19 protein-coding genes and 1 pseudogene are annotated in these 22,325 nt (G+C 70.9%); 11 read left to right on the top strand and 9 right to left on the bottom strand.

Going from position 1 to position 22,325, the window contains the following annotated elements; all coding sequences use genetic code 11:
* Positions 1-85 (top strand): annotated as a pseudogene (locus C2L58_RS50835) (fasciclin domain-containing protein); the annotation flags it as partial.
* Here the strand turns inward: C2L58_RS50835 and C2L58_RS30880 are convergent.
* Together C2L58_RS30880 and C2L58_RS30875 are read right to left on the bottom strand one after the other, a co-directional pair.
* Positions 86-1,078 carry an LLM class flavin-dependent oxidoreductase gene (locus C2L58_RS30880; protein WP_103341192.1) on the bottom strand — a complete coding sequence of 331 codons (993 nt, stop codon included), beginning with the start codon at positions 1,076-1,078 and terminating at the stop codon, positions 86-88.
* A gap of 45 nt (positions 1,079-1,123) precedes the next feature.
* Positions 1,124-1,783 carry a TetR/AcrR family transcriptional regulator gene (locus C2L58_RS30875; RefSeq protein ID WP_103341191.1) on the bottom strand — a complete coding sequence of 220 codons (660 nt, stop codon included), beginning with the start codon at positions 1,781-1,783 and terminating at the stop codon, positions 1,124-1,126.
* A 99-nt stretch (positions 1,784-1,882) separates the two neighbouring features.
* On the opposite strand from C2L58_RS30875, the gene C2L58_RS30870 reads away from it, so the two are divergent.
* Positions 1,883-2,863, top strand: a complete 981-nt coding sequence (locus C2L58_RS30870; protein ID WP_103341190.1) for an NAD(P)-dependent alcohol dehydrogenase — start codon at positions 1,883-1,885, stop codon at positions 2,861-2,863.
* Between the two features lie 141 nt (positions 2,864-3,004).
* Here C2L58_RS30870 and bdeA read toward each other — a convergent pair whose 3' ends face one another.
* Together bdeA and C2L58_RS30860 are read right to left on the bottom strand one after the other, a co-directional pair.
* Positions 3,005-3,934: a bis(hydroxyethyl) terephthalate hydrolase gene (gene bdeA, locus C2L58_RS30865; protein ID WP_103341189.1), complete on the bottom strand. Its 930-nt coding sequence runs from the start codon at positions 3,932-3,934 to the stop codon at positions 3,005-3,007.
* Between the two features lie 197 nt (positions 3,935-4,131).
* Entirely contained in the window at positions 4,132-4,731 is a 600-nt protein-coding gene (locus C2L58_RS30860) for a QsdR family transcriptional regulator (RefSeq protein ID WP_103341188.1), read from the bottom strand.
* Between the two features lie 157 nt (positions 4,732-4,888).
* Between C2L58_RS30860 and C2L58_RS30855 the strand changes: the two genes are divergently transcribed.
* Positions 4,889-5,527, top strand: a complete 639-nt coding sequence (locus C2L58_RS30855) for a DsbA family oxidoreductase (protein ID WP_199191527.1) — start codon at positions 4,889-4,891, stop codon at positions 5,525-5,527.
* On the opposite strand, the gene C2L58_RS30850 is transcribed toward C2L58_RS30855, so the two are convergent.
* Positions 5,502-5,687: a hypothetical protein gene (locus C2L58_RS30850; protein WP_013229246.1), complete on the bottom strand. Its 186-nt coding sequence runs from the start codon at positions 5,685-5,687 to the stop codon at positions 5,502-5,504. The genes C2L58_RS30855 and C2L58_RS30850 overlap by 26 nt on opposite strands.
* 487 nt (positions 5,688-6,174) lie before the next feature.
* Positions 6,175-7,230 carry a LacI family DNA-binding transcriptional regulator gene (locus tag C2L58_RS30845; protein ID WP_103341187.1) on the bottom strand — a complete coding sequence of 352 codons (1,056 nt, stop codon included), beginning with the start codon at positions 7,228-7,230 and terminating at the stop codon, positions 6,175-6,177.
* Positions 7,231-7,341: 111 nt separating this feature from the next.
* On the opposite strand from C2L58_RS30845, the gene C2L58_RS30840 reads away from it, so the two are divergent.
* The 6 genes from C2L58_RS30840 (at position 7,342) to C2L58_RS30815 (ending at position 15,843) form a co-directional block, all read left to right on the top strand.
* Complete coding sequence (locus C2L58_RS30840) at positions 7,342-8,268, top strand: carbohydrate ABC transporter permease (RefSeq protein WP_199191526.1); 927 nt, start codon at positions 7,342-7,344, stop codon at positions 8,266-8,268.
* Positions 8,269-8,338: 70 nt separating this feature from the next.
* Positions 8,339-9,148, top strand: coding sequence for a carbohydrate ABC transporter permease (locus tag C2L58_RS30835; RefSeq protein WP_103341198.1), 810 nt, complete (start codon positions 8,339-8,341; stop codon positions 9,146-9,148).
* Positions 9,149-9,182: 34 nt separating this feature from the next.
* A complete protein-coding gene (locus C2L58_RS30830; RefSeq protein WP_199191525.1) occupies positions 9,183-10,523 on the top strand; it encodes an ABC transporter substrate-binding protein in 1,341 nt (446 codons plus the stop codon).
* A complete protein-coding gene (locus tag C2L58_RS30825) occupies positions 10,520-12,073 on the top strand; it encodes an alpha-N-arabinofuranosidase (protein ID WP_103341186.1) in 1,554 nt (517 codons plus the stop codon). The genes C2L58_RS30830 and C2L58_RS30825 overlap by 4 nt, the downstream gene beginning before the upstream one ends.
* Positions 12,066-13,820 (top strand): glycoside hydrolase family 35 protein, encoded by a 1,755-nt coding sequence (locus tag C2L58_RS30820; protein ID WP_103341185.1) that lies wholly within the window; start codon positions 12,066-12,068, stop codon positions 13,818-13,820. Before C2L58_RS30825 ends, C2L58_RS30820 begins: the two co-directional genes overlap by 8 nt.
* A gap of 79 nt (positions 13,821-13,899) precedes the next feature.
* The gene (locus tag C2L58_RS30815) at positions 13,900-15,843 is read left to right on the top strand and encodes an RICIN domain-containing protein (RefSeq protein WP_233226035.1); all 1,944 of its coding nucleotides are present in this window, start codon (positions 13,900-13,902) and stop codon (positions 15,841-15,843) included.
* Between the two features lie 62 nt (positions 15,844-15,905).
* Here C2L58_RS30815 and C2L58_RS30810 read toward each other — a convergent pair whose 3' ends face one another.
* Positions 15,906-16,241: a DUF3140 domain-containing protein gene (locus C2L58_RS30810; protein WP_103341183.1), complete on the bottom strand. Its 336-nt coding sequence runs from the start codon at positions 16,239-16,241 to the stop codon at positions 15,906-15,908.
* A 173-nt stretch (positions 16,242-16,414) separates the two neighbouring features.
* Between C2L58_RS30810 and C2L58_RS30805 the strand changes: the two genes are divergently transcribed.
* Positions 16,415-17,140, top strand: a complete 726-nt coding sequence (locus tag C2L58_RS30805) for an ANTAR domain-containing response regulator (RefSeq protein WP_199191529.1) — start codon at positions 16,415-16,417, stop codon at positions 17,138-17,140.
* A gap of 173 nt (positions 17,141-17,313) precedes the next feature.
* On the opposite strand, the gene C2L58_RS30800 is transcribed toward C2L58_RS30805, so the two are convergent.
* On the bottom strand, positions 17,314-17,784 hold the full coding sequence (locus C2L58_RS30800) for a hypothetical protein (protein WP_103341181.1): 471 nt from the start codon (positions 17,782-17,784) through the stop codon (positions 17,314-17,316).
* On the bottom strand, positions 17,781-19,001 hold the full coding sequence (locus C2L58_RS30795; protein WP_146073714.1) for a hypothetical protein: 1,221 nt from the start codon (positions 18,999-19,001) through the stop codon (positions 17,781-17,783). Before C2L58_RS30795 ends, C2L58_RS30800 begins: the two co-directional genes overlap by 4 nt.
* An 86-nt stretch (positions 19,002-19,087) precedes the next feature.
* Here C2L58_RS30795 and C2L58_RS30790 point away from each other — a divergent pair, with 86 nt between their 5' ends.
* Positions 19,088-22,249: an AfsR/SARP family transcriptional regulator gene (locus C2L58_RS30790; protein ID WP_146073713.1), complete on the top strand. Its 3,162-nt coding sequence runs from the start codon at positions 19,088-19,090 to the stop codon at positions 22,247-22,249.
* Positions 22,250-22,325: the final 76 nt, after the last annotated feature.

Genomic DNA, 22,325 nt, shown 5'->3' with positions numbered 1-22,325 from the left:
GAAGATCCTGTGCGGCAACATCCCCACCAAGAACGCCACGGTCTTCGTGATCGACAAGGTGCTGACGCCGGGTACCAACAAGTAATCAGCGTCCCAGCAGCGGGCCGAGGCGTTCCGCGATGTCGGTGAGGATCTGCACGTAGTCTTCGTGTTCGAAGGTGAACGGCAGGGCGAAAGCCACCTCGTCGATCTCGCGGAACGCCTTGTGCTCGTGCAGCCGATCGGCGATTTCCGCGGACGTGCCGACGAAGTCGGGGGAGAACAGCATCCGCGCGGGACCCTGGGGTTCCGCGGTGCGGGGCAGCCGTTTTTCGGCGTAGGCCTCGTACTTCGACCGCTGTTCCGGCGTCGCGCTGTCGGTGGGGATCACGACCAGGCCCTGCGAGATGCGGCCGGCGGGGTGGTGCTCGCGGAACGTCCGGATGTGCGAGCGCTGGATCTCGGCGAAGTCGGTGCTTTCGCCTTCGGCCTTGACCACGCTGCTGGTCAGGAAGTTCATCCGGTGCCGGCCGGCCCACTCCGCCGAGCGCACGCTCGCGCCGCCGTACCACAGGCGGTCGCCGAGCCCGGGCGCCTGCGGCTGGACCCGGTCGGAGAACACCTCGAAGCCCGCGGTGCCGCTGAACTCCGTCGCCGGCTCGCCGCGCACGAAGTCCAGCAGCCGTTGCACGCGGTCGTAGGAGAAGTCCTCGGCGTCGGCGGTGTCCGGGTAGAGGGCGTGCTTGACTTCGTCCCAGCGCATCGGCGGGCCGACGCTGAGGCCCGGGTTGAGCCGGCCGCCGGAGAGCAGGTCGACGGTGGCGAGGTCCTCGGCCAGCCGCAGCGGGTTCTCCCAGCCGAGCGGGATCACGGCGGTGCCGAGCTCGATCCGGCTGGTCCGCTGCGACGCGGCGGCCAGCACGGCGACCGGCGACGAGATGCCGTACTGCAGGTGCCGGTGGCGCACCCAGGCGCTGTCGAACCCGAGCCGTTCGCCCAGCTCGATGATTTCCAGTGTGGACTCGTGGCCGCGGCGCGGGTCGGCCGCGTCGAACAGGCCGATGGTCAGGAAGCCGAGCTTCCGCAGTGGTCGTGACACGGTGCCGATTCTGCCCCCGCGCGCGCCGCGGTCCCACCTGGTGGGCTACTGCGTCCGCAGCCGGTCCAGGCCGTCGAGGATGACGTCGAGGCCGAATTCGAACTCCGCCTGGTCGTCGCACCAGCCCAGCGTCGAGTGCGGGTCCTCGTGGGCGATCTCGCTGAGCATCCCCACCAGGTTCGGCAGCTGCCAGATCAGGTCCACCGGTACGTCCGCCGACTCGCCGGCGCTCGGGTCGAACAGCTCCTGGCTGAACCCGAGCGCGCGGCTGCCGAGGGCGTGCAGCGCGTGGTGCACCAGGTCGTAGGAGAACCCGCCTTCGCGCATCAGCCCGACGAGCGCGTCGTAGTAGCGCAGGACCTCGGTGCTCGTCGACGACCGCGTCTCGAACAGTTCCGGCGCCCAGCGGTGCCGGAGGAACACCTGCCGCGCGGCCAGGATCCGCTGCCGCACGGCCGCCTTCCAGTCCGGGGAGGGCTCGACGCGGCCGACGGCGTCGTTGATCTCACCGGCCACGACGTCGACGATGCCGTCGAGCACGTCTTCCTTCTTGGCCACGTGGTAGTAGAGCGACATCGCCTCGGCGCCGAGCTCTTCGGCGAGGCGGCGCATCGTCAGCGCCCGCAGCCCGTGTTCGTCGGCGAGGCCGACGGCCGCGCGCAGGACGCGCTCGCGGCTGAGGGGCATCCGCGCGTCGGTCGTCACCCACAAGATCGTACAAGGTAAGGCGCGGTTGACGTTCTTACGTTGTACGGCGTACCTTACAGTGTACGACTTACATCGTAAGAATCGCGGGAGGCGACGATGAAAGCCCTGGTCCAGCACGTGTACGGTGCGGCTTCGAGCCTGGTCCTCGAGGACGTGCCGGATCCCGTACCCGGCGAAGGCGAGGTGCTGGTCCGGGTGTGCGCGACATCGGTCAACCCGTACGACTGGCACTTCATGAGAGGCGAGCCGTACGTGGCCCGCCTGATGACCGGCGGCTTCGGCCTGCGCCGTCCACCCGTGGGCGTCCTCGGGTGCGACCTGGCGGGCCGGGTCGAGACGGCCGGAACCAGGTTCGCGCCGGGCGACGACGTCTACGCGCTCCTCCCGCGGGGTGCGCACGCCGAGTACGTCTGCGTGCGCGAGGACCTGCTGGCGCCGATGCCGGCGAACCTGACGTACGAGCAGGCGGCGGCGATGCCGATGGCCGCGGTCACCGCGCTGGTGGCGTTGCGAGGGGGCGGAGCCGGGCAGCGGGTGCTGGTCAACGGCGCTTCCGGCGGCGTCGGCACCTTCGCCGTCCAGCTGGCGAAGGCGCTGGGTGCCGAGGTCGACGCGGTGTGCAGTGCGGCCAACGCCGAGGCGGCGCGCTCACTCGGGGCGGACCACGTCTTCGACTACCGCGCGGAGGACTTCACGCGCAGCGGCCGCCGCTACGACGTCCTGCTGGACATCGCCGGAAGCCGCTCGCTGTTCGCCTGCCGGAGGGTGCTGGCGCGCGACGGCACGTTCGTCGCCGTCGGCGGCCCGGCGGGGCGGTGGGTCCAGCCCGCGGGGCACGTCTTCGCCGCCCTGGCCTCCGGTCCGTTGGCGAGAAGACGCGTGGTCCTGGCGGACGCAGTGGCCTGCCCGGACAAGGCGGCGGCCCTCGTCGAGCTGGCGGGCATGGCGGAGCGCGGCGCGGTCACGCCGGTGATCGACCGGAGCTACCCGTTCGACGACCTGCGTGAGGCATTCGCCTACCAGGAAGCCGGGCACGCCAAGGGAAAGGTGGTGGTCGCCGTCGGCGCGCCTTCCTGAACGGCGGGGCTGGATTGGTGGGGCTGCGGCTCGATCAAGGGGCGAGTGGCCGCCGGCTTCGTGGTCGGCGACCGACCCGGCACACCCAGGAGGCCGGTGCGGCTGTCCGATCCGCACCGGCCCCGGAGACCCTCGTTCGTCCTAACCGTTGTGCGGGCAGTTACCTCGGTAGTCCGAAATGGACAGATCGGTCCTCGGGATCGGGCAAAGGAACTGTTCGTAGCGGGTGTCGTTGTCGATGAACCGCTTGAGCCACGACAGGGTGTACTTCGCGATCGTCGTGTTCGGCGAGTTCGGGGCGAAGTGGCTGGCCCCGCGCAGCTCCAGGTACGCGCGGTCCAAACCGGACGGGAGGCTGGTGTAGAACGGGATCGAGTGCGACGCCACCGGCGCGACGGTGTCCGATTGCGCCCCGACGACGAGCGTCGGCACCTGCAGCGACGACCAGTTCTTCGTCAGGTTCCAGCCGGTCAGCGGCACCGCGGCCTGCAGCGACGGCCGCGAGCGCGCCGCTTCGAGGGTGCCGCCGCCACCCATGGAGTGCCCGACGACGCCGAGCCGGCTGCTGTCGATGCGTGACCGCACCGAGCTCTGCTGCGTCAGGTAGTCCAGCGAGGCCAGCAGCTGCCGGCCGCGGCTGTCGGGCTGGTCGCTGGTGGTCAGCGTGTCGATGGTGAACACCACGAAGCCCTGCGACGCCAGGCGCGGGCCCAGCCAGGCGATGCTCGACTGGGTCGCGGTGAAGCCGGGCGCGATGGAGAGGGCGCCGAACGTGCCGGCGGTCGTGGTCGTCGGGTAGTAGATGGTGCCGCCGCCGAAGCCGGAGACGGCCAGCCGCGACACCGTCACGGTGCTCGTCGCGAACGAGCCGCGGGTGGCTTCGATGCTGGCGGTGGTGGGGTCGGGACCCCGCTCGTAGGGGTTCGCGGCGGCGGGCGCCGGCGCGGCGAACCCGGTGGTCAGCGCCAGGGCGGCCAGCACCACGCCGGCGGCCTTGGCGCGCCACCCACGGCGGCGGGAAATTTTCTCACCCAAGCCGGACGGCGTCGGCGGGCTGGTGAGTGCGGACATGGATCGCTCTCTTTCCCCGGGCAGGCGAAAGCGCGCCCGGACACAGACGGGCGGATCGGTGGAACTGGTGCACGGCAACGAAAACGGGTGCCGCGGGCGGGTGCGGGGTAACCGCTTTCCCGTCGCCTATGAAACACCTTGGGGAAATGTTCCACATCCTCCGAACGGGGGAGTGGTCTGACGAACTGTGCGGTCGCTCAGTGAACGCGGACCGGCTCCAGGGCTCCGCGCACGAGGGTGTCGACCAGGGTGGTCGCGACGGTCAGGTCCACCGAGCGGGCGGCCAGGACGTCGGAGTAGAGGAACGACTCGCCGAGCCGGACCACCGCGAAGGCCAGGTCCGGCAGCCCGACCAGCGGGGCCAGCCCGGCGGCGTCGGCGTCGGCCCGGAACAGCTCGACGTGCGCGTCGACCAGCCCGGGCTGCACAGCGCCGCGCGGGTCGGTCAGCACCCGCAGGGCGACCGCCGACTCCGCCTCGATCAGCTTGCGCATGCCGTCGCTGCCGGCGACCTCGCGGCGGTACTCCTCCATGACCCACAGGCAGCGCAGCCGGCCGTCCGGCGTGCGGACAGCGTCGCCGTGCTCGGCGCGCCAGCCGTCGAGCGCCCGCTGCCAGGTCCGGTCGGACAGCAGCCGCAGCCCGGCGCCCATGAGGTCGTCGCGATTGCCGACGCGCCGGAAGAACGTGGTGCGCGAAATCCCGAGCTCGGCCGCCATCCGGCCGAGGTCGAGGCGGGTCCCGGCCATCAGCAGCCGGGCCGCGTGCCGGACGATGTTGTCGGTCGAGACGGTCACCGGCCCACCCTAGCTTCGGCGCGCCGGAGGTCTGGCTTCTTTTGGGGGTTCCGGGTGGCGGAGCCCCCGGCCCGGGGCGAAGCCCCGGATGTCACTGTCCGCAGGTGGCCGCCGGTTACCTTGAAGTGCGCGGCGCCCCTTCGGTTAGCGTGGTTTCGTGCGCGTAGACATCTGGTCCGATCTGGTCTGTCCCTGGTGCTATCTCGGCAAACGCCGCTTCGAGCGGGCGGTGGCCGAAACCGGCGTCGACGTCGAGGTGGTGCACCACTCGTTCCAGCTCGACCCGTCGTTCCCCCGCGGCACTTCGCGGCCGACCCGCGAGGTGCTGGCCGAGAAGTACGGCCGGACACTGGAAGAAGCGGACGCGATGGAAGCCCAGATGGAGGACCGCGCGGCCGCCGACGGCCTCGAGTACCACCTCGACGGCGTCCACATGGGCAACACGGTCGACGGCCACCGCCTGGTCCACCTCGCGGAGGAGCGCGGAGTGGCCGACGCGGTCATCGACCGGTTCTACCGAGCGCACTTCACCGAGCGGCGCTCGCTGTTCGACCACGATTCCCTGGTGGAGCTGGCGGCCGAAGCGGGCCTGGACGCCGACGAGGCGCGAGCCGTGCTCGAGTCCGACGCGTACGAAGCAGAAGTAGCGGCGGACGGCGAGCAGGCCCGCGCCCTCGGCGCGTCCGGCGTACCGTTCTTCGTGATCGAGGAGCGGTACGGCGTGTCGGGAGCCCAGTCGCCGGAGGTGTTCGCGCAGGTGCTGAGGCGAGTCAGCGACGGCGCCGCCGCCGGGTGAACCGCGAGCGGTCGGTGGCCACCCCGGCCAGGTGCAGGGCAACGCACAACAGCCCGGCGGTGGTGAGGGTCCCGGTGGTGATCACCGGGCCCAGCCCGAACCCGGCCAGCTCCATGAGCAGGGCAAGCCCGAAGAGCACGGCGGCGAGAATGGCGAGCATGACGGCCTCGTTTCCGCGGGTGCGGCCGAATGGTCCACACCACTGCGACGTTCGCGGTACCGGAGATCCCGGCTTGGTGGCCGGTAATTCCCCCGCCCCGCCCGCCTGAAACGACCTTTCGCACGCATCTCACTCCCGGCCCGCCCAGCCACCCGCACGGCCCGCTTCGCGCACCCGGCAGGGCGCCTCGCCTGCCTGCCGCTCGTTTTGTGTGCCCGGCCGGCCACCCCGCCCGCTTGCCGCTCACTTCGCGCCCCCAGCCGCCTTCGCCGCCTGCCGCTCGTTCGCGCCCTCGGCCGCCCGCCTGCTCGCCGCTCGTTTCGTGCGGCCGGCCGGTCGGTCGCCTCGTCCGCTTGTCGCTCGTTCGCGCCCTCGGCCGGCCCGCCTGCTTGCCGCTCGCTTCGCCAGTGGCCGGGCGCCTCATAACCCGGCCCGCGGGGGCGCCCCCCGTTTTCCACGCTATCAGCGGGCACCGACAATTCCGGGCTCAAGCGCGAGGCGGAGCCGTGCTCGACCGGATGACCAGCTCCGTCGGGAGCAGCACCGGCTCCCCGGCTTCCGCACCCGTCTCGATTTCGGTCAGCAGGGCCTCCACCGCGTGGCGGCCCACCGCCTCGAAGGACTGGCGGATCGTCGTCAGCGGGGGCCAGAAGTGGGCCGACTCCTCCATGTCGTCGAAGCCGACCACGCTCACCTCCGACGGCACTCCGCGACCGGTCTCGTGAAGCGCGCGCAGCAGGCCCAGCGCCATCTGGTCATTGGCCGCGAACACCGCCGTCACCGCGGGGTCCGCCGCCAAGCGCAAGCCCGCCTGGTAGCCCGACTCCGGGGACCAGTCGCCGACCACGACCGGGGGTACCGTGCGGCCTGCCCGCTCCAAAGTGGCCTGCCACGACTTCCGGCGGCGCTCGGCCGAATAGGACTGCGGTGGGCCCGCGATGTGCCAGACCGTCGAGTGTCCCAGCGAAAGCAGGTGGCTGGTCGCCCTGGCGGCTCCGTCGGCCTGGTCGTTGTCCACCACCGGGTAGTCGTAGCGGGCGCTGGAATCGATCACCACCACCGGGAGCCCGTGCGGCAGTTCGATCTCGCTTTGGTCGAGCTGGTGCTGCTCGATCAAGATGATCACGCCGTCGACGGCCTGCTCGTTCAACGTGCTGAACGCCCCCGTCACCTCGCCCTGCGTCGGGCGCGTCACCGGCATCAAGATGATCGAGAACCCCTCCGGGACGACCGCGGCCGCGATGGCGTCGAGCGTGCGGCTGTTGCCGAACGTCGGCAGCGCCGAAATGATCACGCCGATGCTGCGGAACTGGCCGTTGCGCAGGGCGCGGGCGGCGCTGTTCGGCCGGTAGCCGACCCGGCGCATCGCGGCCAGGACGCGCTCGCGCGTGGCGTCGTCGACGTTCGTCTTCCCGTTGGCGACCCGGGAAACCGTCTGGCCCGACACACCCGCCTCGCGGGCCACGTCCGCCATCGACGGCCCCCGGCGCCGGGCGGCGTGGCCGGATGCGGACGAGGTCGCTGTCTGGCGCGGCACGGTCACTCCTCGGTGTCCTGGACATGTTTACGTCAACAAGTTACTCTGCGGCCGTTCAATGTTGACGTAAACATCCCGCCGGGTCCAGTCCCGGCGCAGCGATCACTCGGAGAGACGATGACGTCCACAGCGGCTCCGCCCGCCCCGGTGCCGGCGCGCCGGGCGCCCGCGGCCCGCCGGCCGCGGCGGAAATGGCGGGGCTGGCTCTTCGTCGCCCCGTTCATGCTGGTGTTCGCGCTGACCTTCATCGCGCCGGTCGTGTACGCGTTCGTGCTCAGCCTCTTCCGCGACCAGGCCTTCTTCGGCGGCACCGTGTTCGTCGGCGCCGACAACTACGCCCAGGTCTTCGGCGACCCGAAGTTCTGGGAGGCCTTCCGGCGGGTGCTGGTGTTCCTCGCCGTGCAGGTGCCGATCATGCTGGTGCTCGCGCTGATCGCGGCGCTGGCGATTGACAGCGCCCGGCTGCACGCCGCCGGGTTCTTCCGGATCGTGATCTTCCTGCCGTACGCGGTCCCCGCCGTGGTCGCCGCGCTGATGTGGGGCTTCATCTACGGTGACCACTTCGGACTCGCGGCCGACTTCAACCACCTGTTCGGCACCGCGATAGCGCCGTTGTCGCCGAGCTGGCTGCTCACGTCGATCGGGAACATCGTCACGTGGGAGTTCGCCGGCTACAACATGCTCATCTTCTACTCCGCGCTGAAGGTGATCCCCAAGGAACTGTTCGAGGCGGCCGCGATCGACGGCGCCGGGACGTTCCGCACGATCCTGTCCGTCAAGCTCCCCGCCATCCGGGGCGCCATCGTGGTCGCGACGATCTTCTCGATCATCGGCAGCTTCCAGCTGTTCAACGAGCCGAACATCATGCGCAACCTGGTACCGAACACGATCGGCACCTTCTACACGCCGAACATGTACGCGTACAACCTTTCCTTCAACGGGCAGCAGTACAACTACTCCGCCACCGTCGCGATCGTGATGGGCGTGATCACCGCGGTCATCGCCTACGTCGTGCAGCTGCGCGGCTCCCGGAAGGAGATGTGACGTGGCTGTGCTTTCGAAGACGCAGTTCTCGGTGACCAACCCCCGCAAGTCGCGTGTCCTCACCGGCTTCATGGCGCTCTACCTGCTCTACACCCTGGTTCCCCTGGTGTGGCTGGTGATCAACGCGAGCAAGACCCAGCCGGCGCTGTTCTCGACGTCGGGACTGTCCTTCGGCGGCACGTTCGCGCTGTTCGACAACATCGGCCAGACGTTCACCTACAACGGCGGGATCTTCTTCCGCTGGCTCGGGAATACCCTGCTGTACGTCGTGGTCGGGGCCGGCGGCGCGACGATCCTCGCCACGGCCGCGGGCTACGGGCTGGCCAAGTACCGCTTCCCCGGCCGCCGCTCGGTGTTCGCCGTGGTCCTCGGGGCCGTGGCCGTGCCGCCGACGGCGCTGGCCGTGCCGACGTTCCTGATGTTCAGCAAGCTCGGGCTGACCAACACGCCGCTGGCGGTCCTCATCCCGTCGCTGATCAGCCCGTTCGGCCTGTACCTGATCTGGGTCTACGCCGCCGACGCCATCCCCGACGAGCTGCTGGAAGCGGCGCGGATCGACGGCGCCGGGGAGATCCGGATCTTCCTCACCGTGACGCTGCGCCAGCTGGTCCCCGGGATCATCACCGTCGCGCTGTTCACGATGGTGCAGACGTGGAACAACTACTTCCTGCCGCTGATCATGCTCAGCGAGCCGAAGTGGTACCCGCTGACCGTCGGGCTCAACCAGTGGAGCGCCCAGGCGAACGGCGCCGGCGCCCAGCCGATCTTCAACCTGGTCCTCACCGGGTCGTTGCTCACCATCATTCCCCTCGTCGTCGCTTTCCTGCTCATGCAACGGTTCTGGCAGTCCGGGCTGAGCGCCGGAAGCGTTAAGCAGTAACACCCGCCGTCACACCGCCGTGAAGGGACACTCGATGTCAAGATTCCGCACTCGCGCCAAGGCGGCCGCCGTCGTGGCACTGGCCGCCGCACTGGCGGTGGGCTGCTCCTCCGGGGGTTCGTCCTCCGCGCCCGCCGCCGCCACCGGCACCCAGGACTCCGTCGACGCCGCGCTGAAGGCCGGCGGCGAGATCACGTACTGGAGCTGGACCCCGTCGGCCAAGGACCAGGTGGCCGCGTTCCAGAAGGAATACCCGAACGTCAAGGTCAACTACGTCAACGCGGGCACCAACAAGGAGGAGTACACCAAGCTCCAGAACGCGATCAAGGCCGGCTCGGGTGCCCCCGACGTCGCCCAGATCGAGTACTACGCCCTCCCGCAGTTCGCGTTGACCGATTCACTGGCCGACCTCAACCAGTTCGGCTTCGGCTCGTTCGAAAAGGACTACAGCGCCTCGACGTGGGCGCAGGTCAAGAACGGCAACGGGATCTACGGCCTTCCGCAGGACTCCGGCCCGATGGCCCTGTTCTACAATAAAGAGGTCTTCGACAAGAACGGCATCGCCGTGCCGAAGACCTGGGCCGAGTACATCGACGCGGCGAAGAAGCTGCACACCGCCGACCCCACCAAGTACATCACCTCGGACACCGGTGACCCCGGGGCCGTGCTGAGCATGATCTGGCAGGCCGGCGGCCACCCGTTCACCGTCGACGGCCGGAACGTCAAGGTCAACCTCGCCGACGCGGGCGCCAAGAAGTGGACCGCGATGTGGGACCAGCTGATCCAGGGCAAGCTGCTCGCCCCGGTCAAGGAGTGGTCCGACGACTGGTTCCGCGCCCTCGGTGACGGCACCATCTCGTCCCTGGTCACCGGCGCCTGGATGCCGGGCAACTTCATCTCCTCGGTGCCCGGCGGCAGTGGCAAGTGGGCCGTCGCGCCGATGCCGACCTACGACGGCAAGCCGGTGACCTCGGAGAACGGCGGCAGCGCCCAGTCCGTGGTCAAGCAGAGCAAGAACCCGGCCCTGGCCGCGGGTTTCGTGCGCTGGCTCAACCACGCCGGCGGTGTCCAGCCGTTCATCAAGAGCGGCGGCTTCCCGTCCACCACGGCCGACCTGACCTCGCCCGCCTTCGTCGACGAGGCCGTGCCGTACTTCGGCGGCCAGAAGATCAACCAGGTGCTGACCCAGGCGTCGAAGGACGTGGCGCCGGGCTGGACCTACCTGCCGTACCAGACCTACGCCAACAGTGTCTTCAGCGACACCGCCGGCAAGGCCTACCTGAACGCCACCCCGCTCGACGCGGGGCTGGCGGCCTGGCAGCAGGCCATCGTGGACTACGGCAACCAGCAGGGCTTCACGGTCAGCGCGGGATGACCGTCCACATCGAAGGTGACGTCGGCGACCCTGCCCAGGTCATCGGCAGGGTCCCGCGTCGCCTCTTCGGCTCGTTCGTCGAGCACATGGGCCGGTCCGTCTACACCGGACTGTACGAGCCCGGTCACGCCACATCGGACGATCGCGGGTTCCGCGGCGACGTGCTGGAGCTGGTCCGGGAACTCGGTCCCACCGTGCTCCGCTACCCCGGTGGCAACTTCGTCTCCGGCTACCGCTGGGAAGACGGCGTCGGCCCGGCCGCGACCCGGCCGGTCCGGCTGGACCCGGCGTGGCACAGCGTGGAGTCCAACCGCTTCGGCCTGCACGAATTCGTCGCGTGGGCCGAAGCCGCGGGTGCCGAGGTGATGTACGCCGTCAACCTCGGCACCCGCGGCGTCCAGGAAGCCGCCGACGTCCTGGAGTACTGCAACCACGCCGACGGCACGGAACTGAGCGAGCGGCGGCGCGCGAACGGCGCCGACCGCCCGTTCGGGTTCAAGCTGTGGTGCCTGGGCAACGAGATGGACGGCCCGTGGCAGATAGGCCACAAGACGGCCGACGAGTACGGCCGCCTGGCCGCCGAGACCGCCCGCCTCATGCGGATGATCGACCCCGGCGTCGAGCTGGTCGTCGCGGGCAGCTCGCACGCCGACATGCCGACGTTCGGCTCGTGGGAGCGCACGGTGCTGCGCCACACCGCGGAACTGGTCGACCACATCTCGCTGCACGCCTACTACCAGGAGCTGCACGGCGACACCGACAGCTACCTGGCCAGCGCGGCCGCGCTGGACGACTACATCGCCACCACGGCCGGGGTCATCGACGAAACCCTCGACGAGCTGGGGCTCGACAAGAAGATCGGGATCAGCGTCGACGAGTGGAACGTCTGGGACCTGCGCCGCTGGAACGAGGTCGACCAGGCGGAGCTCGCCGCGGGCGGCTGGCGGGAGCACCCGCGGATCATCGAGGACACCTACACCGTCACCGACGCGGTCGTCGTCGGCTCGCTGCTGAGCTCCCTGCTGCGCAACGTCGACCGCGTCACCATGGCGAACCAGGCCCAGCTGGTGAACGTCATCGCGCCGATCCGCTCCGAGCCCGGCGGCCCGGCGTGGCGGCAGACGACGTTCCACCCGTTCCGGCAGGTCGCCGCGCTGGCCGGCGGGGCGAGCCTGCGCCTGGCCGTCGAAGGCGAGCGGCTGCGCACCGCGCAGCACGGCGAAGTCGGCCTCGTCGACGCCGCCGCGACGGTCGAGGACTCCGGGCGCGGCGCGGTGTTCCTGACCAACCGCGCCACGGCGTCCCCGACCGAAGTCCGGATCCGCCTGCGCGGCGCCCGGTTCGGCGTCTACGCCGCCGAAACCCTGACCACACCGGACGGCGAGACCCGCCACACCGTGAACACCGCCGACGCACAACCGGTCCGGCCGGTGCCGCTACCCGGCACGGTCGCGACGTCCGATCCCGGGGGGACCACCATCACCGTGACACTGCCACCCTTGTCCTGGACCGTGCTCCAGCTGACCCCGCAGGCGGCCCCGGATGCCTGAGTTCGCCATCGGGGAGCACGACTTCCTGCTCGACGGGCGCCCGTTCCGCATCCTGTCCGGTGCCCTGCACTACTTCCGGGTGCACCCGGACCTGTGGGCCGACCGGATCGACAAGGCCCGGCGGATGGGGCTCAACACCATCGAGACGTACGTGGCGTGGAACGCGCACGCCCCCGAACCCGGCGCGTTCGACCTGTCGGGCGGCCTCGACCTCGACCGCTTCCTGCGGCTCGTCGCCGACGCCGGGATGTACGCGATCGTGCGGCCCGGCCCGTACATCTGCGCCGAGTGGGACAACGGCGGGCTGCCGGCGTGGCTGTTCCGCGACCCGTCGGTCGGGGTGCGCCGGTACGAGCCGAAGTACCTGGACGCCGTCCGCGAGTACCTGACGAAGGTGTACGAGGTCGTCGTCCCGCACCAGGTCGACCGCGGCGGACCGGTGCTGCTGGTCCAGGTGGAGAACGAATACGGCGCGTTCGGCGACGACAAGCGCTACCTGAAAGCGCTTGCCGAGCACACGCGCGACTCCGGCGTCACCGTGCCACTGACCACAGTGGACCAGCCGACGCCGGAAATGCTGGAAGCGGGCAGCCTCGACGGGCTGCACCGCACCGCGTCGTTCGGCTCCGGCGCCGAGGCGCGGCTGGCGATCCTGCGCGCGCACCAGCCGGCCGGGCCGCTGATGTGCAGCGAGTTCTGGAACGGCTGGTTCGACCACTGGGGCGCGCACCACCACAAGACGCCGGCCGCGGACTCGGCGGCGGAGCTCGACGCGCTGCTCGCCGCGGGCGCGTCGGTCAACCTCTACATGTTCCACGGCGGCACCAACTTCGGCCTCACCAACGGCGCCAACGACAAGGGCGTCTACCAGCCGCTGATCACCTCCTACGACTACGACGCGCCGCTGGACGAAGCCGGCGACCCGACGCCGAAGTACCACGCCTTCCGCGACGTGATCGCCCGCTACCACAAGGTGCCCGACACGGTTCCGCCGCCCGCGCGGCCCGCGCCGACCCCGGCCGGCGTGCTCGGCGACCCCGTCCGGCTGCTCGACGCGCCGGACCGCTGGGGCACCTGGGAGTTCCACGAGGACCTGCCCGCGTTCGACGACCTGACGCCGATGCCGCAGCTCGCGCTGCTGCGCACGACCGTCGAGGGGGAGCGGCCCGGCGTGCTGACCTTCGGCGAGGTCCGCGACCGCGCCACGGTGTTCTTCGACGGCGACCTGGTGGGCACGCTCAGCCGGGACCACCACGAGCGAGCCATCCCGCTGCCGCGCGCCCGCGGCGAGCTGCTGGTGCTGGTCGAGGACCAAGGCCGCGTCGACTACGGCCCGCGCATCGGCGAGGCGAAGGGCATCATCGGCGGGGCGGCGCTGCACGGCGAGCCGCTGACCGGCTGGGACGTCCTGCCGCTCGACCTGGCCGCGCTGCCGTCGCTGCGGCCCTCGTCGCCATCGTCGGTCACGGGTGCGGTGGCCGGACCGGTGCTGCTGCGCGCCGACATCGACGTCGACGAGCCCGCCGACCTGTTCCTCGACACCGGGGAGTGGGGCAAGGGCGTCGTGTGGCTCAACGGGTTCGCGCTCGGCCGGTACTGGCGGCGCGGTCCGCAACGGACGCTGTACGTGCCGCGCCCGGTCGTCCGGGCCGGTGCCAACGAACTCGTCGTGCTCGAACTCGGCACGATGCTCGACCCCGCGGCCCGGTTCGTGCCGCGGCCGCTGCTCGGCCACACCGAGGCCTGAGAAAAGAGTCCCCACCGCACCGAAGGGCAGTTCGACGATGAACTTGCGGCGTTTGCTCACCGTCCTTTGTGTACCAATCGTGACGACCGGGTTGGCGGTGGCTCCGGCGGAAGCGGCCACCGGGGTGACGGTCAAGCCGGACCCGACCTACCGGCAGCAGCCGTTCGACGGCTGGGGTGCCAGCCTGGCGTGGATGGCCGAGGCGACCGGCGGCTACCCCGACGCGGTCCGGAACAAGCTGGCGGACCTGGTCTTCGGGCCCGACGGGCTGGACCTGAACATCGCCCGGTTCAACGTCGGCGGCGGCAACGCCCCCGACGTCCCGTCGTACCTGCGTCCGGGCGCCGCGGTTCCGGGCTGGTGGAAGGCGCCGGCCGGCACCACCCGCGCCGACAAGGACTGGTGGACGCCCGGCAACGCCGCCGAGTTCGACCCGAAGGCCGACCCGAACCAGCGCTGGTGGGTCGACAAGATCAAGAACCGCGTCACGAAGTGGGAGGCGTTCAGCAACTCGCCGCCGTACTTCCAGACCGTGTCCGGGTACGTCTCGGGCGGCTTCAACGCCACCGACGAGCAGCTGCGGCCCGACAAGATCGGCGACTTCACGGCCTACCTGACGCAGGTCGTGCGGACCCTCGAACGCGCGCACGGCATCAAGTTCGCGTCGGTGAACCCGCTGAACGAGCCCAACACGAACTACTGGAAGACCACGCTCGGCGCCGACGGCAACCCGACCGGCGGACGGCAGGAAGGCGCGCACATCGGGCCGTCGGTCCAGTCCCAGCTGATCCCGGCGATGGCCGGGGCCCTCAAGGCGGCCGGCTCCCGGGCGATCGTCTCCGCGCCCGACGAGACCAACCCGGACATCTTCGCCGCGGACTGGGCCGGCTGGTCGGCCGGCGCCCGCGCGGCGGCGGGCCGGCTCAACGTGCACACCTACGGCACCGGCAACCGGCCGGTCCCGCGGGACCTCGCCAAGGGCGGGGACAAGCCGTTGTGGATGAGCGAGGTCGGCGGCAGCTGGCTGGACCGGCAGGACTTCACGGACATGGACCCCGGCCTCGGCATGGCCAAGCAGATCACCGACGACCTGCGGCTGCTCGAGCCGAGCGCGTGGGTCAGCTGGCAGCCGATCGAGGACTACAACAACATGAAGCCGGGCGGGGAGTCCGCGGCCGGGATGAACTGGGGCGAGATCCAGGTCCCGTTCGACTGCCCGAAGACCGCCACGCTGCAGACCTGCCAGGTCAAGACCAACACGAAGTTCAACACGATGCGCAACTTCACCCACTACATCCGGCCGGGTGACCGGCTGGTCGGGGTGAACGACACCGCGTCCACGGCCGCGATGCGCGGCGACGACCTGGCGACGGTCGTGCACACCAACGCCGACACCACCGACCAGGACGTCACGCTGGACCTGTCGGGCTTCCGGAACGTCCGGAACGGCGCTTCGGTGACGCCGGTCGTCACCGACGTCACCGGGGCGCTGAAGCGGGGCAAGCCGGTGCGGGTGACGTCTTCGCACGCCACCCTGCGGGTGCCGGCGCGCTCGGTGACGAGCTTCCTCGTCGACGGCGTCTCCTCGGCGGCGCCCGGCACGGGCCTCGGCTCGGGCAAGCCGGTCACCTTCACCGGCGTGCAGAGCGGCAAGTCGCTGTCGGCGGAGAACGGCGCGCTGGTCCAGCGCACGACGGACGCTTCGGCGCCGGCGCAGCGCTGGACGCTCACCGACCGCACGGGCCGCTACGGCAACCGCGACCGGTTCACCATCACCAACGCGGGCACGGGCCAGGTGCTGGCCACGGCGGGCGGCGCGGTGACGCTGGCCGCGGCGGGCACGTGCGACCCGGCGGCGCAGTGGACCCTGTCCACGACCGGCGACGGCACCTGGACGTTCGTCAACGCGGCGAGCGGGCAGCTGCTCGACGTCACGAGCGAGTCCCGCGACGACGGCGCCCGGATCGGCCTGTACAAGCCGACGAACGGGCCCAACCAGCGCTGGCAGGCCATCGCCGGCTGACCCGTCCCGGTCGTGAGTGGTAAGGCGGGTTAGAACCCGCCTTACCACTCACGACGGCTTGGTCAGGCAGGTTTGAGCGGGTCGTGGCCCAGCGACATCAGGCGGTGGCGCCAGTGGGCCTGGCCGGCGGTGGGCTCCAGGTCGTCGCGGCGCTCGGAGAGCACCCGGTCGACCACCTTGCGCATCACGTCCGCGTCGCGGTCGTCCACGTCGGACCGCCGCTTGCGCAGGACGCTCAGCACCTGGTGGCCCGTCGGCGGGCCTGCCTCGTCGGGGAGCGGCTCGGTCTCCGGGCCCGCGTCGCGGGTGCGCAGCCAGTCCTCCAGCTCGCGCGAGGTCATGTTCACCACCCGGTGGAACTCCGCCCACAGCTCGTCGTCAACAGCGGGATTGTCCATTCTCCCGGCCTACCCGGCGCGGCCGACGTCAATCCGCCGCCGGTGGCCGGTAGAATTCCTCCGGACCCGTTGAAACGCCAGCGGTGGTCTCTGTTGACGCTGCTGGCGAGCTCATCCCGTGCTCGCCGCTTGACGCATGGGAGGGGTGGGCCTTGCCGACCACTGGCGACGGCATGGCGGAGCGGGTCGACGAGCTGAACGCCGTGCTGGCCGATCTTGTCGGGGTCCTCGAATCGATGTCCGACACGCCCGGGCTGCTCGACGCGGTCTGCGGCGAGGCGGTCCGGGTGGTCCCGGACGCGGACCTGGCCAGCATCCTGGTCGTCCGCGACGGCGTGACCCAGACCGCGGCCTTCACGGACGAGCGAGCCCGGCGCATCGACGACGTCCAGTACGCGGCGGGCGACGGTCCCGGCCTGCTCGCGGCGCTGACGGGCGAAGTGGTGCGGGTGGCGGTCGCGGAGACGGGCGATCAGTGGCCCGAATTCGTGGCGGCGGCCAAGGAACTCGGCGTGGGCAGCTACCTGGCGGTCCCGCTGCGGGTGGACGACACCCTGGTGGGCGCGATCACGCTGTTCGGCTTCGAGACCCACGGTTACCACGAGTTCGACACGAAGGTGTTGCGGCTGTTCACGTTGTGCGTGGAGACGGTCCTGCGGCTGACCCGCCGCTACCGCGAAGCCCGGCGCCTGGCGGACGAGCTGCGCAACGCGATGGAGACGCGCGCGGTGATCGAGCAGGCCAAGGGCATGCTGATGCTGATCCACCGGGTCACCGAGGACGCGGCGATGCACCGCCTGATCGTGGAGTCCCAGCACACGAACATCAAGCTCCGAGACGTGGCGGCCCGCTTCACAAAGCGCATGAGTTCGGCCGACGGGGGTACGGCCCGCCACTGAACAGCGTCCCCAGACCGCTGTGTGACGGCGTGGCCCGGCGACGTGCTCGCCGGGCCACGCCGAGGTACTCGGTGAGCGCCCGCGCCTGGTCGCGGGCGCCGTCGAGCGCCCCGCACGGCGGCGGTTTGTGCAGTCTCGGGTCGGGTACGAGAGGCCGATACGCATGACTCGGGCTACCTCGAAGGGCGCCGGTGCAGCAGGTCGGCGGCGGCCGGCTGGCACCGGAGCTCATCGGGAGCCCCGGCCGCCGAGTTCGCCGCGCCGAACAGCACGAACCAGCCCTCACCTCTCCGGTCGAGGTGCCACTCCACGCCGGTGATGGCCGTGAGCGTGCCCAGCGGCCGTCCGGTGGTCAGCCACACGCAGGCGGCGACCGCGGCCGGTTCGGCGGGCCCGCGACCGACGAGGGTGGTCTCGCCGCGGCGGTCGCCGAGCAGCAGCCCGGCCGAGCGGATCGGGACGGCGGCCAGGGTGAGCCCGGGAAGCCGGTCGAAGAGCCCGGCCACCGCGGCTCGTCCACCGGCTTCGCAGCGACGGGCCGGCGCGATCACCGCGTCGGCGAGGGTGGCCCGGTCGCCGGGAGTGCCGGTGACCAGCGTGCCTTCGCGGTGGCCGCAGGTGTAGTGCCATGTCGTGAGCGTCATGCCGGCACCGGATTCGGCAGCGGCACCGGGGCGACCGGGACGGCGTGCGCCGGTTCGGGAAGCCCCAGCAGCCGGTACAAGGTGCGGCGCAGGATGGGGCCGGCCTCGCCGGGCCGGGAAGTCAAGAGGCGGTGGACGGTGCCGGGCAGACGAGCGGCGTCGCGGGCCGCGGCGGCGGCGCGCAGCTGGGGAACCAGTGGCCGGCCGGGCCGCCAGCGGGGCGCGTGCCGGGCGAGGACCTCGGCCGGGGTGCCACTCAGGAGCGGCTGGCCGGGGTTGTCGTCGAGAAGGATCGACGCACCGGTGGCCGCGCCGTAGCCGGTAGCGGATCCGTAGTCCCCGAGCACGTGGTCGGCGGCGACCAGAGCGGCACGCCAGCCTTCTTCGGGCGGCACGAGGACGAGTCCGGCGCGGAGGGCCGCCGCGAGCCACGAGCGGACCTGCCGGGGCCCGTGGTGGGCCCAGATCGCGGGGTGCAGCGCACCGACGACCCGGTAGCCCTCCCGCGGGAGGGTGGCCAGGACGCGGTCGAACAGATCGGGGTGACGGCCGAACGCCGACCGCGGTGACCAGGTCGAGGTGACCACGACGACCTGCTGATCGCCGGTGGCGCCGAGGGCGTCCCGGTACCGGTCGCGGTAAGGCATGCTGGCCGTGATGCGGTCGAGGGCGATGTCGCCCGCGACGACCGCGGCGGGGAGCGCTTGCGGGCAGGCGCGGGCGAGGAGGTCGCGCTCGTGGTCGTGGACCAGGATGATCGCATCGGCGCGGACCCGGCCTTCGCGCACCAGCTGGCCGGGGCCGAGACCGAGCTCGGGGTGGTGCGGCCGGGTGGTGGCGGGAGGGCGCCAGGGCCGGTACTGCCCGAGGCCGCCACCGTGCGGGATCAGCAGGACCGGCGCGGTCAGGTCGTCGAGGCCGCGGGTGCTGCCGGCGAGGACGAGGTCGACGTCGCTGCGGCGGGCTTGGCCCCACGGCAGCACCGGGCCGCCCTGTGCGCGCAGGAAATCGTGCGTGGCCTGCCAGTTTTCGCCGGATTCGGGATCGGTGAACACGATCTGGACGCGGTGGTCGGCTTCGAGCAGGGGGAGCAGGTCCAGCAGCCGCGTGCCGGCGACGACGTGCGGCACGAGCACCAGGACGGATTTCGTTCCGCATCGGGTAGCCCAGTGGGCATCGGCGCGCTCGATGGGGCTGCGTACCCAGGTGGCGGCCATCGCGGTCCTCCTCGTGATTGTCCAGTTGTTGTCACGAAGGTGGAGGACGGGGCTCACAAAAGGCTTTCGGCCTGCGGTTTCGTTGGTTGACAATCGATCAACAATCGCCATTTCCGGGCCGGCGAACCGGCGCTGACGTGGTCTTTTACCGGGAACAATGGAAAACTACCGGCGGTGGGGTGGTCGGCCGGTGGCCGAAGCCGTGGCGGAGGGGTCGCATGGAAATCGCGCTCGGAATTCTCGGGCAAACGGCCATGCTGCTGCACGGGAAAGTGGATGTGAAGTGGGCTCACCCGCGCTCGAGGCAGGTGCTCGCCGCCTTGCTGACGTCCCCGAACCAGCGGTTCCCGGTCGACGCGGTCGTGGACTGGGTGTGGGCGGAACACGAGAACGCGCCGCGAGGAGCGCTGGCCACCCTGCACCAGAACGCCGTGCACCTGCGGCAAGCGCTGCAGAAGAGCGGAATCCCGGCCCGCGTCGGGGTCGGAAAGAACGGCTGTGTCGTGGAAATCGACGAGGCACTGGTCGATCACCGCCTGTTCTCCCGGTTGATGGCGCGGGCGCGCGAGCTGCGTGATCACGGCGACCACCGGCGCGCGCAGATCGAGGCGCAGGCGGCGGTGCGGCTGTGGCGGGACGATCCGCTCGCCGACTTGCCGACGCAGCGGGCCGACGACTGGCGTGCGCAGTGGATGCGCGGCCATTGGCTGCCCGCCAACGCTTTCCTGATCGCCGAGCTGCTCGCCGTCGGTCATGGCGACGTGGCGCTCGGCAGGCTGCTGGAGCTCGAACACGCGCACCCGCTGGAACTCGGCCTGGCGAAACTGCGCTTGCGCGCCCTGGCCGCGACGGACCGCCCGGACGAGGTGACCGAGTTCTACTTCGCCAAGCGCCGCCAGTACCTCGACGTCGGCGAACTGCGCGCCGCGGACGAGCTGCGGGCGGTGCACGACGAGGTGATCAGCGGCGACGGTGGCTTCCCCCGCCAGGTCGTGCGGATTCGCGCCGTGGACGTCGAAGAGCCGGCCGGCCAGCAGGTCTGGCACGTGCCGCCGGACTGCGACGGGATCGAAGGACGGGCCGAGCTGCTGGCGGAACTCGACGCGTTCACCTCCGATTCGAGCGGCGCCTCCCGGCGCGGGGTGGTCGTGGTGACCGGCGGGCCGGGCGTGGGCAAGTCCACGGCGGTCGTGCGGTGGGTGCACTGGGCCCGGCGCCGGTTTCCGCACGGCGCCGTCCTGCTCGACCTGCGAGGGGATGGTCAAGCGGCCTCCGCGAACAGCGGTGAGGTCGTGGACACGTTGTTGTCCCTGCTGGATTTCCCGGTCGGCCAGGTGGTGAATCCCGTGGCGAGAGCAGCGAAGCTCTCAGCGCTCCTGCAACGGCGGCCGGTGCTGGTGGTCCTCGACAACGTCGACAGCCGCGAGCAGATCGCCCCGCTGCTCGGCGTGCTCGACGCCTGCACGGTTCTGGTGGTTTCGCGGTGGCGGCTGCCTTCGCTGGCCGCGACGGTTTCCCCGCCGGTGGTGACCGTGCCGCCGCTGACCGAGCAGGACGCGACCGCGCTGCTCGACCGCCGGATCGGCCGGCGGGCCCGGGAAGATCGTGACGGCGTGGCCGAACTGGTGCGGGTGTGCCAGGGGAATCCGCTGGCGCTCACGTTGGTGGCCGACCGCGCCGCGGCGCGGACCGGCCTGCTCTTGTCGACCCTGGCCGGGCAGCTGCGGGACGCGGACATGCTGCTGGACCTCGGGTACGAGGGAGATGCCCTCCAGCGGAGCCTGCGTGCGGCGTTCACGGCGTCCTACCAGGTGCTGGGGCCGGGTGAGCGACGCGCGTTCGCGGTGATCGGGGTGCACCCGGGAGCGGAAGTGACGACCGAAGCGGTGGCGGCCGGGGACGGGCGCCCGCTGCCTGCGGTACGCCGTTCGCTCGACGTCCTGGTGGCGGCGCACCTGCTCGAGCACCCGAGCGATCTGGATCGCTACCGCGTCCACGACCTTTTGCACGCCTACGCCGCCTCGGTCGCCGAGCAATTGGCCGACGTGGCGGAAGTGCGGTGCCGGCTGTTCGATTTCCACCTGCAGATGGCCTATGAGGCGCATCGTCTGGTTTTCCCGTACAAACCGCCGCCGCAGCTGCCGGCGACCCGGACGCGGCCGGGGGCCGGTTTCGGCAGCGCGGCACTGGCTCGGCAGTGGGTGGTCCGGGAAAAGAACGTGCTACTGGAAATCGCTGCTGCCGGTGGTGCTGAAAGCGCTTACCTACCCGCGTTGTTCGCTGAGCTGATCACGGAAATGGGTTTCTACACCGACGCGGTCAATTGCCTCACCGTAGCGATCCGCCGTGTCGAAGAGGTGCTCGCCGAAGGGGGTGACTCCGCGTCGCAGCTGCGTCAGGTACTCGGGTCCCACCTGAACGACCTCGCGGTCGTGTTGATGCACATGGGCGAAGAGCCGCGGGCGGAGCACCACCTCCGGCGGGCGCTGGCGCTCGCCGAGGCCGACGGGTTTCCGCTGGGCCGGCTCGTTTCGACGCTGAACCTGGCCCGGTGGCACCTGCGGGTCGGCCGGGCGCCGGAGGCGGCGGTGCTGTGCCGGTTGGCGCTGCAGCTGGCCGATGAGCTGAACGAGCCGTCGTTGTGTGCCGCCGCGGCCCATCGGCTGGCGAACGCGCTGGTCGCGGCCGGTGGCTTCGAGCAGGAGGCGCTGGACCTCTACGCCGAGGCGCTGGAACACCTGTGGGAATCCGGCGACCGGACGGCGCGGTTGCAGATCCACACCGCGCTGGGTGCGCTGCTCACCGACCTCGGGCGCCTGAACGAGGCTGATGAGCAGTGCCGGCGCGCCGCGGAGCTGACCCCGGCGTGCCTCAACCTGCCGGCGGTGATGAAGCTGAACACCGTGCTGGCCCGGTTGCGGCACCAGCAGGGCAATGCCCGGGCGGCGTTGTGGTACGCGCACCGCGCGGTCGAACTGGCCGACCGGACCCGCCACGCCACCGGCCAGGCCAGGGCGTTGTCGACGCTGGCGGTGATCCTTCGCGACCACGGGAACCGGGAAGACGCACGAGCGTTGTGGGTGCAGGCGGCGGAGCTCTACCGGGGGCGGGCACGGACCAGGCGTGCGGCGGAGATCGAGGAGCTGGTCGCCGAGCTGGATGCCTCCGAGCCGATCATCCCGGCGGCGCGCGACGGTGAGCGGGACACGGTGGCGATGCTGCCACCGCGGTTGCGGCGAAACCGTTAGACACGGTCAAAATTCACCTGATACGGCATTTATTTTCTTGTGAACGGCGCGGATCCGCTACAGAAGACGTGCGAAA

It is taken from the genome of Amycolatopsis sp. CA-126428, assembly GCF_002904335.1.
Lineage (GTDB): Bacteria > Actinomycetota > Actinomycetes > Mycobacteriales > Pseudonocardiaceae > Amycolatopsis.
Note: the sequence above shows the minus strand (reverse complement) of the source record. Positions and strands in the feature narration are given on the sequence as shown.